Origin of the sequence: uncultured Tenacibaculum sp. (genome assembly GCF_947498805.1) — a bacterium.
Taxonomy (GTDB): Bacteria; Bacteroidota; Bacteroidia; order Flavobacteriales; family Flavobacteriaceae; genus Polaribacter.
Map to the genome: position 1 here is coordinate 203,046 of NZ_CANMLT010000004.1, position 15,880 is coordinate 218,925.

Annotated in this window: 15 protein-coding genes; 8 read left to right on the top strand and 7 right to left on the bottom strand. The window is 31.8% G+C overall.

The genetic code is table 11. From position 1 onward, the window contains the following. Positions 1-6 precede the first annotated feature (6 nt). The 6 genes from Q0873_RS09300 to Q0873_RS18250 form a co-directional block, all read right to left on the bottom strand. Positions 7-2,097 (bottom strand): S46 family peptidase, encoded by a 2,091-nt coding sequence (locus tag Q0873_RS09300; protein ID WP_299106401.1) that lies wholly within the window; start codon positions 2,095-2,097, stop codon positions 7-9. Positions 2,098-2,138: 41 nt separating this feature from the next. Further along, complete coding sequence (locus Q0873_RS09305; protein ID WP_299106403.1) at positions 2,139-3,023, bottom strand: sterol desaturase family protein; 885 nt, start codon at positions 3,021-3,023, stop codon at positions 2,139-2,141. Positions 3,024-3,099: 76 nt separating this feature from the next. Then, positions 3,100-6,213, bottom strand: a complete 3,114-nt coding sequence (locus tag Q0873_RS09310) for a carboxypeptidase regulatory-like domain-containing protein (RefSeq protein ID WP_299106405.1) — start codon at positions 6,211-6,213, stop codon at positions 3,100-3,102. Between the two features lie 67 nt (positions 6,214-6,280). Continuing rightward, the gene (locus Q0873_RS09315; protein ID WP_299106407.1) at positions 6,281-6,976 is read right to left on the bottom strand and encodes a DUF2064 domain-containing protein; all 696 of its coding nucleotides are present in this window, start codon (positions 6,974-6,976) and stop codon (positions 6,281-6,283) included. Between the two features lie 127 nt (positions 6,977-7,103). Further along, entirely contained in the window at positions 7,104-7,850 is a 747-nt protein-coding gene (locus tag Q0873_RS09320) for a uroporphyrinogen-III synthase (protein WP_299106409.1), read from the bottom strand. 12 nt (positions 7,851-7,862) lie between these two features. Then, positions 7,863-8,501: a DUF4271 domain-containing protein gene (locus Q0873_RS18250; protein WP_363322549.1), complete on the bottom strand. Its 639-nt coding sequence runs from the start codon at positions 8,499-8,501 to the stop codon at positions 7,863-7,865. 81 nt (positions 8,502-8,582) lie between these two features. Between Q0873_RS18250 and Q0873_RS09325 the strand changes: the two genes are divergently transcribed. From Q0873_RS09325 to Q0873_RS09340, 4 genes are read left to right on the top strand one after another with little or no spacing between them, the layout of a single operon-like run. After that, positions 8,583-9,305 (top strand): polyprenol monophosphomannose synthase, encoded by a 723-nt coding sequence (locus Q0873_RS09325; protein WP_299106411.1) that lies wholly within the window; start codon positions 8,583-8,585, stop codon positions 9,303-9,305. Between the two features lie 4 nt (positions 9,306-9,309). Further along, positions 9,310-9,771 (top strand): GNAT family N-acetyltransferase, encoded by a 462-nt coding sequence (locus Q0873_RS09330; protein ID WP_299106413.1) that lies wholly within the window; start codon positions 9,310-9,312, stop codon positions 9,769-9,771. Between the two features lie 4 nt (positions 9,772-9,775). Continuing rightward, entirely contained in the window at positions 9,776-11,116 is a 1,341-nt protein-coding gene (locus tag Q0873_RS09335) for a dihydroorotase (RefSeq protein ID WP_299106415.1), read from the top strand. Continuing rightward, a complete protein-coding gene (locus tag Q0873_RS09340; protein ID WP_299106418.1) occupies positions 11,116-11,607 on the top strand; it encodes a DUF4296 domain-containing protein in 492 nt (163 codons plus the stop codon). The genes Q0873_RS09335 and Q0873_RS09340 overlap by 1 nt, the downstream gene beginning before the upstream one ends. Here the strand turns inward: Q0873_RS09340 and Q0873_RS09345 are convergent. Continuing rightward, positions 11,600-12,610 carry an SDR family oxidoreductase gene (locus Q0873_RS09345; protein ID WP_299106420.1) on the bottom strand — a complete coding sequence of 337 codons (1,011 nt, stop codon included), beginning with the start codon at positions 12,608-12,610 and terminating at the stop codon, positions 11,600-11,602. The genes Q0873_RS09340 and Q0873_RS09345 overlap by 8 nt on opposite strands. A gap of 62 nt (positions 12,611-12,672) precedes the next feature. Between Q0873_RS09345 and tyrS the strand changes: the two genes are divergently transcribed. From tyrS to Q0873_RS09365, 4 genes are all read left to right on the top strand, one after another. Continuing rightward, positions 12,673-13,977 (top strand): tyrosine--tRNA ligase, encoded by a 1,305-nt coding sequence (tyrS, locus tag Q0873_RS09350; RefSeq protein WP_299106421.1) that lies wholly within the window; start codon positions 12,673-12,675, stop codon positions 13,975-13,977. Between the two features lie 45 nt (positions 13,978-14,022). Next, positions 14,023-14,151, top strand: coding sequence for a hypothetical protein (locus Q0873_RS09355; protein ID WP_299106422.1), 129 nt, complete (start codon positions 14,023-14,025; stop codon positions 14,149-14,151). 194 nt (positions 14,152-14,345) lie between these two features. Beyond that, positions 14,346-14,660, top strand: a complete 315-nt coding sequence (locus tag Q0873_RS09360; RefSeq protein ID WP_299106423.1) for a hypothetical protein — start codon at positions 14,346-14,348, stop codon at positions 14,658-14,660. Between the two features lie 161 nt (positions 14,661-14,821). Further along, positions 14,822-15,868 (top strand): transporter, encoded by a 1,047-nt coding sequence (locus Q0873_RS09365; protein WP_299106424.1) that lies wholly within the window; start codon positions 14,822-14,824, stop codon positions 15,866-15,868. The last annotated feature ends 12 nt before the right edge of the window (positions 15,869-15,880 follow it).

Below are 15,880 nucleotides of genomic sequence, written 5' to 3' on the forward strand. Positions count from 1 at the left end.
AACAATCTATTTCTTTTTTGGATGTACCAATTTCATTTCATCAATTAAATGTTTGGCTCCAGCATATTTATCAATAATAAATAATACATAACGAAGATCTACCATGATATTTCTACAAATCTCAGGGTCGTAATTAATATCACTCATAGTTCCTTCCCAAACACGGTCAAAGTTTAATCCTACAAGGTTTCCGTTTGCATCAATTGCAGGACTTCCAGAGTTTCCTCCAGTAGTATGGTTGGTTCCTAAGAAACACACCGGTACTTTTCCGTTTTTATCAGCATATTGCCCATAATCTTTAGCATCGTATAAATCGCGAAGCTTTTTAGGAACATCAAACTCATAGTCTCCAGGAACATATTTTTCAATTACACCGTCTAAATAACTTACAGGGTTATAGTATACTGCATCTCTTGGAGCATACCCTCTAACTTGTCCGTAAGTAACACGTAAAGTACTATTGGCATCTGGGAAATAACGAGCATTTGGTAAAGCTTCCATCAAAGCTTTCATGTATTTTTTCTGTAAAGCTGCAATTGCTTGATTCTTGTGTTGGAATTCTGGATTGATCTTAGCATAGAATTCCGCTACCATTGGCTTAGCGTATTGGTAAGCAGCATCTTTATTTAAGTTTTTAACTACTTTCTTAGCATCACCTTCTAATAATTTTAGAGCTTTGTCTAAATCCGTTAAACTAGTTTTGTTATAGATAGAAGCATCAACGTTTTTAGTATATAAAGGCAGTACATTATTAAAAACTCCTTTATCTACGTTCACATCGTAATTCTTATGAATTCCTTTTAAACGAGCAATATAAGATGCTTTTGCTTTTTCAAAGTCTTCTGGTTTGTTTAAAGCTACTTGCTCTAACTGATACGCTCTAAAAGCCATTTGCATCAGCTCATTTGTAACGATGAATACTTCAATAAAGTTTCTTCTTTTAATGTTAATATTAGCGAAGTCTTTATACAAGGTTTCAAACTCAGGTAAGATATTACCATACTTTTGTTCTAGGCCTTTTTCTTTTAAAGCCTTGTTAAAAGTTGTTTCAAAAGCTTTACGCTTTTCAATAGCATTACTTTTTTTGATTCCTAAGTTTTCACCAATCCATTTTTTCCAAGCATTGGCAATACGAGCTTGTTTAGATGCGTATTTAATTCTAATAGCATCACTAGCTTTCATTTGAGCATCAATTTCTTTTAATGCAGCTTCTCTAATAGCAATATTACTTGGATTAAACTCTTGGGTAATATGCTTAATTGCTGTTGCTGGTAAATACTCATTTGTACGACCAGGGAAACCAAAGACCATGGTAAAATCACCTTCTTCTACTCCGTCTAAAGAAACAGGTAAAAAGTGTTTAGGAGTATAAGGCACATTGTCTTTGTTATATTTTGCAGGACGATTGTTTTTGTCAGCATAAATTCTAAATAAAGAAAAATCTCCTGTATGACGTGGAAACACCCAGTTGTCTGTATCACTACCAAATTTACCAATGCTACTTGGAGGAGCTCCAACTAAACGTACATCTTCAAACTTTTCAGTAACAAATAAGAAATACTGATTTCCTTTATAAAAAGGACGCACTTTTGCAAGTTGCCAATCTTCTTTTTTTGCCGATTTAATAAGTTGATTGATGTTTTTATCTATTGTAGATTGTTTTTCACGTTCAGTCATGGTGTCATTTACTCCAGCTAAAGCTTGCTTGGTAACATCGTCAATACGAACAATAAATTCTACAAATAAACCATTATTAGGAAGCTCTTCTTTTTGAGTCATAGCCCAAAAACCATCTTTTAAATAATCATTTTCTAAAGAAGAATGTGATTGAATTTGTCCGAAACCACAATGGTGATTTGTTAAAATTAATCCTTTAGGAGAGATTACTTCACTGGTACAACCTCCATTGAAATGTCCTATAGCATCTTTTAAACTAGAGTTATTTACATCGTAAATATCTTTGGCAGTAAGTTTACCACCTAATGATTTCATTTCTTGTTCATTCATTCCTTCTAAAAGTGAAGGAATCCACATTCCACCTTGTTGAGCAGATACTTGAATAAAAAGAAATAAGAATAGAATTTTTATGTACTTCATCTGATTTTATAATTTATCGGATAAAGGTACAATTCTCTAAATTATTTTTTGTTAAGAGGATATATTTCTTGACCAATAAAGTCTTTAGGAAAATGTTCATCTCCTTCAAAACCAATTTCAATATCTCTACCGTCATAAGGAATGTAATTGGTTTTAAAGATATAATCCCAAACACTAAGTGTAATACCGAAGTTAACACCTTTACGTCTTTCTTCTGGCAATTTTTTGGCATGATGCCAAATATGCATTCTCGGATTGTTTAAAATATACTTTAACCAACCATAATCCCAGTTAATATTTGCATGGTTTAGATGACCGATGGTAATATTGAAAAAATGAACAATAGCTACATCTTGTGCTGTAAATCCGCCCATAATAGCCAATGGAATATATTTCATAGAGTTATATACAACAGGCTCCATCCAATGGTAGCGTAAATGTGCAGCAAATCCCATTTGTTTTACAGAGTGATGTACTTTGTGGAAGTTCCATAAAAATTCGTATTTGTGTAATAACGTATGGGTAAACCATTGTACAAAATCAATAACGATAAAAAAGACAAGCAATCTAGCCCAATAAGGAAAAGTATTGATGTCGAATACTTGAAAATTGACAATCGACAAACCTACGATTCCAAGAATATCGTTGAAAACTTGAGCAGCTGTATTTGAAAGTGCTATAAAAACAATCAAATTGAGTAGAAAGAAATTGAAGAACATATAGAAAGTATCTAACCAAAAATCCTTTCGAAAAAGTGATTGATTTTTACGCCAAGGAAATAGCATTTCTAAACCCCAAACAACCAAAGAAATTATAATCAAACCATAAAAATAGTTTTCCCAATTCAGTTCTAATAAAACCGATTGTTTTAAATAATTCCAATAATCGGAATATGAATTTTTTATGATATCAAGGTATTTGTTCATTAGATTAGAAATGCAAAAACGTTTACTTCAAAGTTACTGAAATAAACGTTTTTTATTGTTACATGAGTTACAAAAGTTAAAACTGATATTTTAATCCTAATTGCGCTTTCCAGCGTGAATTAATAGCGTCGGTTACCCAAGGTTTGGCATTTTCATCAATGGTAAACTGATATACAGGTTGGTTGTTTTCTGTGCCTTTAAACTCTAGTAAGTTAAAGCTAGAATTCACCACGTTTGGTACATATACCAAACGTCCCCAATCATTATTTATCAAGTTCAATACATTAAATATATCTAAACTAACTTGTAAGTTGTGATTGTTTTTAAAAGGAATATTGTACAAGAACTTAGCATCTAATTGATGGTTCCAAGGAGTTCTTGCTCCATTTCGTTCTGCATAAGACCCTCTATTGTTACGTAGATATTCATTGTTATTAATAAAGCTATTCAATCGATTCCATTGCTCTTGAGAAGAAACAAGTATGTTTCCTGCTCCGTCTGTAATATCTTGCAATTGAATGTCGTTTTGATTCGCAGGAATATATACCAAATCATTTCTAGAAGAACCGTCTCTGTTTACATCTCCTTGATATACGATGGAGTAAGGGCTACCAGAGGTTCCTGTGTATAATAAAGAAGTTTGTAATTGATGCTTGTTTTTAAAGTTGAAGTTATACCCATGTGAGGATACTAACTTGTGGCGTAAATCGAAATTTGAAAAAGACACATCTGGATCATGAGAATTAACAGCTTGATTCCATTCAAAGTTGGCTGCTGATGAGTTTCTTACAGTACTAGAAATGTCTTTACTTTTTCCATAAGTATACCCAATAAAACCGTTGTAGTTTTTGTCTTCTTTGTACAATCCGAAAGTTAAATTATATCGATATCCTTTATTTGTATTTCGCAGTAAGAAAACATTGGTGAAATTATTGTTTACGCGAGTTCCATTATAAAACTGACGTGTATCTGCTCCTGAATAATTACCAAACTCTAATCGACGGTTGATAGATTGGAAATAAATTCCTTTTAAAACTTCCGTATAGGTAGCTTGTGCAGTAAATCTAAAGTTTTTAGGAAGCTTTGCTTCAAAACTCAAACGTGTTTTCCATTCTCTCGGTAACTCAAAATCATTGTCAATTAAGTTAATTTCGGTTAAACCTGGTTGCTGACTTGCTAATGACCCTAAGTTTTCAACCAATTGTACTGTACTACCTCCTGGTCTAATATCTACATTAAAATAATCTGTTCCAGAAATATATTCAGCATAAGCAAACCATAAGTAAGGAATACGTCCAGTAAAAAATCCACTACCTCCTTCCAAAGTATATTTTCTATCTTCATCCAGTACATACTTAAAATTGAATCTTGGGTTTACATGAGGTTTTGCACTTATCTTATTGGTAAACTTACTAAATTCAGGAGTGTTTTTTACCAAGGGGCTTAAAGGGAGTTCATCCAATAATAATTGATTGTCTAAACGTATACCCACGTTTACTGTTAGCTTATCGTTTACACGAATTTTGTCTTGTACATATGCAGCTGAAGTGAGTACATCAATAGTTGCAGATGGACGATTATTCACAAAATCAAAAGAGTTGTTAGTTACATGATATACACCACGAATTCGAGAAGGTCTATCATTTAAAAAATCATCTACCGACCTATATGCCCAACGTCCATTCCAAGCGGTTAAAAAGCCGTAATCTATATCATTATATTGTAATAATAATCCAGCGGTAATGGTATGATTGTTTTTATAAAAGGTGAACTTATCTGTAAACTGAAAAGTATTAAGGTTGGTGTTGTATATGGAAGCTTCTCTATAGGTACCAGCAAAAATTCTATTAGATGTATCTGTAATTTCAATATGAGGGAATACTCTACCATCATAGCTTCGATCTTCTTTTACTTTCGTATAACCAATGGTTAAGATGTTAGAAGTATTTTCCGATAAAGTTGAGTTTAGTTCAATTGTTGTACTATTTAAAATGCTATTATGTCGATACCCTTGGTTACCAAAGTTGAAAACTGCTTGATTCCACTCTAAATTATCGGCAAAACTTTTCACAAAATTGTTTCTAAAGGTTAGTTTATGCTTGTTTGAAATGTTGTAATCTAAACGAGCAAATATTTTAGTAGAAGCGGTTTTGATATCACTATTTTCATAAGCACCTGGATCATAATTGTAATCATTTTGAAGTTTATTTGCAATATCAATTACAGTTTGTTGACTAATATTAGAACCATTGGTTCCAGGAGCACCAATTAATGGGGTTTTGCTTAAAGCTTGTTCTACATTGAAGTAGTAAAATAATTTGTCTTTCTTTAATGCTCCACCAATACCTGCTCCTAATTGGATATCATAAAAACTATCAACGTCTTGTTTGATTCCATTTGCATAAGAACCTACTAATGATTGATTGTTACCATACCCATATACTTCTGTTTTAGTAGTATTTGTACCATTTTTTGTAACCACATTGATATTAGCTCCAGTAAAATTTCCAACACTTACATCAAAAGGAGAGGTCTTTACTGAAAGTTCTTTGATAGCACCAAAACTAATAGGTTGACTACGAGATAAACTTCCTGGTGTTCCGTTTGCAGATGAACCGGCAGCACCACTAGCAGGTTCTTGGAAACCGACTACATCATTACTTGCAATACCATCAATATTAAAGTTGTTAAAACGATTGCTTGATCCTCCAAATGAATTTAAGTTGGCTTCTGGTAAGTTTCTTGTTAAATCTTGAACACTTCTACTAATAGTTGGTGTTTTTAGTAATTTTTGTGCGCTAATAACTGTCCCATTTTTTCTTGAAGAAGCACCTGTAATTACAACTTCCTCTAAAGAAGTACTTTCTTCTTTTAGAACAATATCTAACAAAGAAGTTTTTCCTAAATTAATAGTTACATTGTTTACTTTATAGGTGTGGAATCCAACAAAACTAATTTCTACGGTGTATTGGTTTCCTGGAGGAATATTGGCAATTACGTAATGTCCACTTTCTTGAGAAGTGGTACCATAGGTAAAATTGGTTTCAGTATCTTTAATTATTACGGTTGCAAAAGGAATAGCTTGTTTTGTGTTGTCAACTATCTTTCCTTCTAAATTACCAGTTGTTTCTTGAGCATAAATGTTAACTGCAAAAAGTAGCAGTATAATTACATTAATTGTAGTTTTCACGTGAATTATGTATTGACTTTAATTATTGAATTGATGTAGAGAAGATCATCTTAATCAAGACGAATTTCTATCTGTTTATAGTAATTAAAGTAAGTGGAGATCCTTTATTAAAGAAATGATAGGAATATGCTTTTGAAGTATAAAAGCTGTTAAAGTAAAAAAGAACTTTTGTTGCTGTTGAGGTAGTCAGTTCCTTTAATAACAAAAAAGAAAACTTCAATTGATCTACGAAGAAAGAAATGTCCTTTTTCGAATCGATATCGGCTAAGTATCCAAGTTGCTCAATAACGATGTTTTGCTTTGCTAAATACTTTTTTAATTCTGAAAATACTTTACGAGTATTCCATGCAATGCTTTTAAAAATCTCCTTTGAAAAATGTTCTTTTTTAATGGCAATTAAATAGGTTCCTCCGTCAAAAGAAGGACCAAGGGTTGCCTTTTCGTCTTGTAAATTGTTTAGGGCTTTTAGAAGATGTGAAGTTTTTAATTTCGGACTATCATTACCAATAGTAATGACTTGTGAGTATCCTTTATTAAAAGCTTCCTGAATAGCATTGGTAAAACGTTCTCCAAACGTAACTCCAATTTGTTCTTTTTCAGAAATAACTAATACATCAACTCCTGTTTTTTGTGCTTTTACTAGTGTCTTTTGATTTAATTCCTGAAAGAGTTGCTCGCTGTTATCAAAAACTTTATGATTTGCCTCTTTCTTAGAAGAATAGGCAAATAGTAAAATTGCGGTTTGTTTTTGATTTTGAATCATTTAGGGAAAACTCTATTTTTTCAAGGCTTTAATAGTCGAGGAAAAGGTAAGTTCTTTACATTGATTCATAAAAAAAACCATCAATAATTTATTGATGGTTTTTTATTAAATATGGTAAACGAAGTAATTATTTCTTATTTACTTCTTTAATATATTTTTCTAAAGCCATTGTCATTGAAGGAGTTTCCGGTGTTGGAGCGGAAATATCTACTCGTAACCCTCTATCTTCAACTGCTTTAATAGTTGTATTACCAAATACTGCAATTCTAGTATTGTTTTGTTTAAATTCTGGGAAGTTTTTAAATAAACTATCAATTCCAGAAGGACTAAAGAATACTAAAACATCGTAAAATACATTTTCTAAGTCAGATAAATCACTTACTACAGTTCTATATAAATCTGCACGTTTCCAATCAACACCTAACTTGTCTAATTCAGTAGGAATTAATGATTTTAACTTGTCAGAAGAAGGCAATAAGAATTTTTCGTCTTTATGTTTCTTGATTAATTTCGTTAACTCAGGAAACGTTCTATTACCAACATAAATTTTACGTTTTCTATATACTACATACTTTTGTAGGTAATATGCAACAGCTTCTGATTGACAGAAATATTTCATGTCATCTGGCACTGTAAAACGCATCTCTTCAGCAATTCTAAAGAAATGATCTACTGCGTTTCTACTGGTTAAGATAATTGCTGTGTAGTTGTTTAAATCTACTTTTTGAGCTCTAACTTCTTTTACCGGAATTCCTTCTACATGAATAAAAGAACGAAAATCAACTTTTACTTTATGTTTATCAGCTAAATCAAAGTAAGGTGAAGTTTCTGACTTGGGCGCAGGTTGAGACACTAAAATAGTTTTCACTTTCATATACTTTTCTCTTTACGTAGTTGTTGTTTTATAAAGAATTAATAGCGGTGCTATTTCAAGTGCGCAAAGGTACAAAATAAAATAGAATAACTTGTTTACAACCAATCTTTTGTTATTATAAATTATTAATAGAAAACGAAAACCAATCAAAATCAAAAAAATAATGATTAAAAAACTTGAGCTCTTAAAGGTGTATTGATTGAAGATAAGTATTGGGAACAACCAAATGCTTAAGGTCTTTAAATATCCAAATTTTGAATATAAAAAATAGTTTAAAAAACCTTTTAACCCTAGTACCGAAACCATAAATGCATCTAAAAGAAAACGGAGTAATAAATAAACCGTGGTGATACCAAAAATATAACTTAAGGTTTTAAGGTTCTTATTAATTAAATATGTAGGAGCTATTTCAAAAAAGAAAAGTGATAATATTAGCGATGTAAACCCAAATAGTACGAGCTGAAATGATGAGAAAAAAGAGGTGTTTTTTTCTGCTTGTTTATGGAAAAAACCAGGAGTAAAAAAAGCAACAATATACCCGTAAAGCCCATTAGGTTTCAGGAGTTTTAAAATTGCAAGCAACATAAATGCAATAACAAAAAATATAGAAATCCAATAGTCGTAATTTATAATACGTTCAACTGCCTGCATTATTAAAATTTTATGCTTTTAATTAACACAAAGTTAGTAATAAATTAATGTATCTTTGTGCTAAATTAGATGTTAAAGTATATGAAATCTGACGCTTTAGTCATTATACCTACTTACAACGAAAAAGAAAACATTGAAGCTATTATTAAAGCGACTTTCAATCAAGAAAAGGACTTTGATATTTTAATTGTTGATGATAATTCTCCTGATGGAACAGCAACAATTGTAGAAAAGCTTCAAAATGAATTCCCGCAAAGATTATTTTTAGAAAATAGAAAGGAAAAAAATGGTTTAGGTAGAGCTTATATACATGGCTTTAAATGGGCCATAGAAAAAGGGTATGATTATATCATTGAGATGGATGCAGATTTCTCTCATAATCCTAACGACCTTATTCGTTTATATGAATGTTGTGTGAAAGAAGGAGCAGATGTAGCAATAGGATCAAGATATTCAGTAGGAGTTAATGTGGTTAATTGGCCAATGTCTAGAGTGTTATTGTCTTATTTTGCATCTAAGTATGTAAGGTTAATTACAAGAATTCCAATACATGATACCACTGCAGGTTTTGTGTGCTACCGAAGGAATGTTTTAGAAACAATTCAATTAGATAAGATAGAGTTTGTAGGCTATGCTTTTCAAATAGAGATGAAATATAAAGCCTGGAAACATAAATTCAATATTAAAGAAGTTTCTGTAATTTTTACCGATAGAGTTTTGGGAGAATCAAAGTTAAGCTCAGGAATTATAAAAGAAGCTATCTTTGGAGTTATAAAAATGAGATTTAAAGGTTTACCAAAGTAAAAAGATGAATTTAGTAACTACAAGAGAGGCAAGAATAGAAGATCTAGATACCTTACTAGAATTTGAGCAAGGAGTTATAGAAGCAGAAAGACCCTTAGATCCTTTTTTAAAGAAAGGAAGTATTAATTACTATGATATTGAAAAATTAATTTCTTCTGAAAATGTACATCTTGTAGTAGCTACATCAAACGAAGAAATTGTTGGATCTGGTTATGTTAGAATAGAGAACTCTGGGAGCTATCATAAAAATGAGCAAAACGGATACATTGGTTTTATGTATGTTAAACCGAGTTTTAGAGGAAAAAGAATAAGTGCCGTTGTTTTAGAAAGCTTAAAAGAATGGTCAAAAAATAAAGGATTAAAAGAGCTTAGGCTCGATGTTTATAATGCCAACCTAGCAGCAATTAAATCTTATGAACGTTTTGGTTTTAATAAAAGCTTGGTTAACATGAGAATGGAAATCTAACAAAATGAAGCAGTCATACTTAATTAAAAATGCACAAATCGTTAATGAAAACAAGGTTTTTAAAGGCGATGTATTAGTAGAAGGAGAATTAATAAAAGAAATAGGTACAAATATTACTCCTTCGGAAGAAATGAACGTTGTAAATGCTGAGGGGAAATATTTAATCCCAGGAATGATTGATGATCAGGTACACTTTCGTGAACCAGGATTAACTCATAAGGCAAATATTGCAACAGAAAGTAAGGCTGCGGTAGCAGGAGGAATTACTTCTTTTATTGAAATGCCTAATACGGTTCCACAAGCTACGACTCAAGAATTATTAGAAGATAAGTTTGAAATAGCATCTAAAACTTCGTATGCCAACTATTCTTTTATGTTTGGAGGAACGAATGATAATTTAGAAGAGCTGTTAAAAACAGACCCTAAAAATGTTGCTGGGATTAAGTTATTTTTAGGTTCGTCTACAGGAAATATGTTAGTAGACAATCAAGAAGTTTTAGAAAAGATTTTTTCTTCTACTAAAATGCTTATCTCTGTTCATTGTGAAGATGAAGCTACTATTAGAAAGAATACTGCTGAGTATAAAGAAAAATATGGAGATGATATACCAGTAAAGTATCATCCAATTATTAGAAGTGAAGAAGCTTGTTATTTATCGTCTTCTAAAGCGATAGAATTAGCAAAGAAAACAGGTGCACGTTTACATGTTTTTCACTTATCTACAGAGAAAGAAACGCACTTGTTTAGAAATGATATTCCATTAGAAGAAAAGCAAATAACTGCTGAGGTTTGTGTACATCACTTGTGGTTTACAGATGCTGATTATGAGAAGAAAGGAACGCATATTAAATGGAATCCAGCAGTAAAAACACAAAAGGATAGAGATGGTTTATGGAAAGCTCTTTTAGATGATAGAATTGATATCATTGCTACAGATCACGCTCCTCATACCTTAGAAGAAAAAGCAAATGTTTATACAAAAGCACCAAGTGGAGGTCCTTTAGTTCAACATGCGGTATTGGCTATTTTAGAAAAGGTAAAAGAAGGTGTTTTATCAATTGAAAAGGCAGTAGAGAAAATGTGCCATAATCCGGCTAAAATCTTTAAAGTAGAAAAAAGAGGATATATAAAAGAAGGATACTATGCTGATTTAGTTTTAGTAGATTCTGATAGTAATTGGACCGTATCAAAGGAGAATGTTTTATACAAATGTGGATGGTCTCCATTTGAAGGAGTTGAGTTTTCGAATAAAATTTCGCATACATTTATCAACGGGAATTTAATGTACGAAAACGGTAATTTTAATGAAGAAATAAAAGGGAAAAGATTAATGTTTAATAGATAATGAAAAAAGGGGGATATTTTTTATTAGCTGTTGTTTTAATTTTTGCTTCTTGCACAAGTAATACAATCTATGAGAAACCTAAGAATTTGATTCCAAAAGATTCAATGGTTGCTTTATTAACAGATATGTATGTTGCATCATCTGCAAAAAACAGAAAGAATAGGTTTTTAAAAAAAGAAAAAAACTACGTCAAATTAGTATACGAAAAGTATAAAATAGATAGTACACGCTTTGATGAAAGCAATGCGTATTATACTTCAAGGATTGAAGATTATACGGTAATGTTGAAAGAGGTAAAAGTAAGAATAGACTCTTTATTTGATACCTATGACCGTGAGCTTGCTGTGAGAGATTCTATTGGAAGAATTAAAAGAGGTGATTATAGTGGAAAAAGAGGTAGAGAGGAGTATGACGAATTGGATGAAGAAATATCTGATAAATTAAAAGAAAAAAACACGAAGTTAAGTAGTTCAAAAAAGAGTCCTAAATAGGCTCTTTTTTGAATTCTTTACAAACGATATCAATGGTGTTTTCTATTGAATTAAATTTAAAAGGAAGTTGCTCCTCAATTTTTTTAGAAGAGTAAAAAGAAACATTGTGAGATGATTTTGCAGAGTTTTTAGTTAACAAAGGTGTCTTTCCAGTAAGTTTTGTTAAAATCCAATCAATTCTCCAAAATAGCTCTGTTGAGAATGTTCCAATTTTTATAGAAGGTCTCTTTTTACCTAAACCATCAGCAATGGCAAAAAATAGTTCTTTAAAAGATTTGTTTTCAGAAACCAATACAAAACGTTCGTTTTTAATAGATGAGCTCATAAGTTGCATCATTGCCTTCACCACATCAGTTACTCCTACAAACCCTGTGATTCCTTCAGTATAAAACTTAAAGCCATTGTATACTTGGCTAAATAGTTTACCAGAACCTTCGTTCCAAAAACCACCACCTAAAATTACGCCAGGATTTACGATAACAACATCTAAACCTTCTTGGCTACCACGCCAAACTTCCATTTCAGCACCATATTTTGTGATGGCATATCCGTGTTGATCTCCATTGTCACTCCATTCATCTTCTTCAGTTATTGGTTTGCCATTTATAGCATCACCAACAGCGGCAATAGAGCTTACAAAACAGAACTTTTCTACTTTTGCATCAATTGAAAAATTAACCAAGTTAGCGGTTCCTTCAATATTCACTTGTCGCATTTTTCTGTAATCCTTAGGATCAAAAGAAACCAAAGCGGCGCAATGATAGACGTGCGAAATATTTTGAAACACAGGTTGTAATGAAGGTACATCGGTAATATCAGCTTTTATCCATTCAATTTTAGAGAAAAGAGTGTCGATATCATCGGTATAAAAAGAAAAGATTTTTTTTACGTGTTCACGTTTTTCTTGTGTTCTATAAATAGCTCTAATTACATCATTTTTTAGTGTTAAATGATATAATAAATGAGCCCCAACTAAACCTGTTCCACCAGTAACTAAAATCATAAAGCGAATTTAGTTTTTTTTAGTTGATAAACTTATCTTTGCCTCTTTAAAAATCAAAGAAAATGACCAAGAATCTAGTAGAAGAATTACAATGGAGAGGTATGATACACGATATTATGCCAGGAACAGAAGAGCAATTACAAAAAGAAATGACTACAGCGTATATTGGCTTTGATCCTACATCAGATTCTTTACATATTGGTAGTTTGGTACCTATAATTTTATTGGTTCATATAGAAAAAGCAGGGCATAAACCTATTGCTTTAGTAGGTGGAGCTACCGGAATGATTGGAGACCCTTCGGGAAAGTCTGATGAACGTAACTTGTTAAACGAAGAAGCTTTAGCACATAATGTTGCCGGGATTAAAAGAACTTTAGCTCGTTTCTTAGATTTTGATAATGGTTCTGATAATTCACCAATTTTAGTAAATAACTATGATTGGATGAAAGACTTTTCATTTATCGAGTTTGCTCGTGATGTAGGTAAGAGAATTACAGTAAATTATATGATGGCAAAAGATTCAGTTAAAAAACGTATTTCTGGTGAATCTGGAGGAGGTATGAGTTTTACAGAGTTTACATACCAATTAATTCAAGGATATGATTTTTATCATTTAAACAAAGCCCATAACTGCTTGTTACAAATGGGAGGTTCTGATCAGTGGGGAAATATAACTACTGGAACGGAATTAGTTCGTAGAATGAATGTTGGTAAAGAGGTAAAAGCATATGCAGCAACTTGTCCATTAATTACAAAAGCAGACGGATCTAAGTTTGGAAAGTCAGAAGGAGGAAATGTTTGGTTAGATGCTGATAAAACTTCAGTATATAAGTTTTACCAATTCTGGTTAAATACTTCTGATGAAGATGCTGAGAAGTATATAAAAATATTTACGTTTTTAGATAAGGAAACTATTGATGCTTTAATAGAAACGCATAAAGAAGCACCACATCAAAGAGCTTTACAAAAGAAGTTAGCAGAAGAGGTAACCACTTTTGTGCATTCAAAAGAAGAATTAGACAAAGCAATTGCTGCTTCTAATATCTTATTTGGAAAATCAACAGCAGATGATTTAAAGAGTTTAGATGAGCAAACATTCTTAGATGTATTTGATGGAGTGCCACAAGCTGAAGTATCTCAAGAAGATATTGATAACGGTTTAGATATGATTGGAGCGTTAGCGGCTAAAACAGGCTTTTTAAAATCAAATGGAGATGCAAGAAGAGCGTTAAAAGAAAATTCTATTTCTGTAAATAAGGAAAAAGTAAAAGAAGACTACACAATTACTGCTACAGATTTAATAGCAGAGAAATATGTTATTTTACAAAGAGGAAGAAGGAATTATTTCTTAATAAAAATAGCTTAAGAAGCTATTTTAATATCAAAAGTTAAAGGGCATCGCTTACAGTTGATGCCTTTTTTCTTATACTTATTACAGCATTTACTTTTCGGTTTAATACAACTACTTGCACAAGAAGAAGCACACGATTCAGTGGCTACTGCTTTAGGTAGCGATTTAACTTTCTTAGTATCAGTATAAAAAACAATCATTATCGTTGAATATAAAATCGATGCAAATATAGTGTTTTATTTAGAATAAATTAAAATAGTTTTTTAAACGAATTTATTAGTATCTTTTTTTTGTGGTGCTTACCTTTGCATTTCCAAATAAATCAAGGGGTTTTGCTTAAAAGGCTAACAATATTTTTCTTCATATTTCTTTATGGTATAGCAATGCTAAGACCCATAGCTCCTTTTGTTGAATATGCTATCAACTACGATTATATTGCAAAAGTTTTATGTATTAACAAAGACAAACCTGAAATGAGTTGTAAAGGGAAGTGTCAGTTAATGAAAAAATTAGAACAGCAACAAGAAGAAGACTTTAAGTCGTTGCGAATTGCTTTAGAAGAATATCCGATTGGATTTGTTGAGTTTTTACAAATAAAACTGTCAATACCTACAAATAATACTTCAAACAACTTCTTGTATTCAAAGAAGTATAGATATCAGTTTATTCATTCAGTTTTTCATCCTCCAACAGTTTAAATTTTACATACAGTAAAATAATTACAGTTAAGTAGCCTGCTTAACTGGTTAAAACAATACGTAAAATTCAAAAATAACACTGATGGCTTTGCCTTTATATGTGGTTAAAACCTCGTATAAAGAAATAGTTATGGTCAATCAGTGACTTAAAAGTAAAACTGATGAAATCAATTAAAATCATCTTTATAGGAATACTTGTATTCTTATCACAAACAATAAATGCACAAGAAAAAGAACACCACAAAAACGAATGGAAATCTAATAGACCCGATGGTCATGCACCTATAAGTGTTATGGGAGATCATTACCATCATAAAGGAGAAGTAATGTTTTCATATAGATTCATGTATATGAACATGAAAGGTTTACAAAGGGGAAGTGATGCTATTTCTAATTCAGAAGCACATAACGCAGGGTATATGGTAACACCTCTTTCAATGCCAATGAAAATGCATATGCTAGGAGCAATGTATGCACCATCAGATAAAGTAACTCTACTGGCTATGGTAAACTATATTCAAAATGATATGGATTTACAAATGCGAAACATGATGACAGGAATGATTATGCCTTTTTCTACATCGTCTTCTGGTTTAGGAGATTTGAAATTAGGAATGCTTTATAAATTCATCAATGAGAATAAAGGTTCTTTACATGCAAATGTTGCCATTTCTATTCCTACAGGAGATTTAAACGCCAAGGATGTTACACCAATGTCGAGCTCAAATAAGATTCAATTGCCATACCCAATGCAAATTGGAAGCGGAACCTATGATGCAGATTTAGGGTTAACTTATTTAGGGCAAGCGACTACAGTTTCTTGGGGGAGTCAGTTAAAAGCAACCTATCGTTTTGGTAGAAACAAGTACGACTATTCTTTAGGGAATCGTTATAGTTTAAACTCTTGGTTTGCGGTAAAAACACATAAGTGGCTAAGTTTCTCTGCTCGCTTAGAAGGATTAGTGGTGAGCTCAATCAATGGTAGAAACCCTAACTTAAATCCAATGATGGTTACCACAGCAGATGTAGCAAATTCTGGAGGTAAGTTTGTAAATGGAGGTTTAGGATTTAACATCTATGCTTTTGAAGGATCATTAAAAAACCTTCGATTTGGATTTGAGTTTAGTACGCCATTATACCAAAACCTTAACGGAATTCAATTAAAAACTAAAGAAACGATTACTGCAGGACTGCAATATTCTCTATAGTAATTAAGTAAC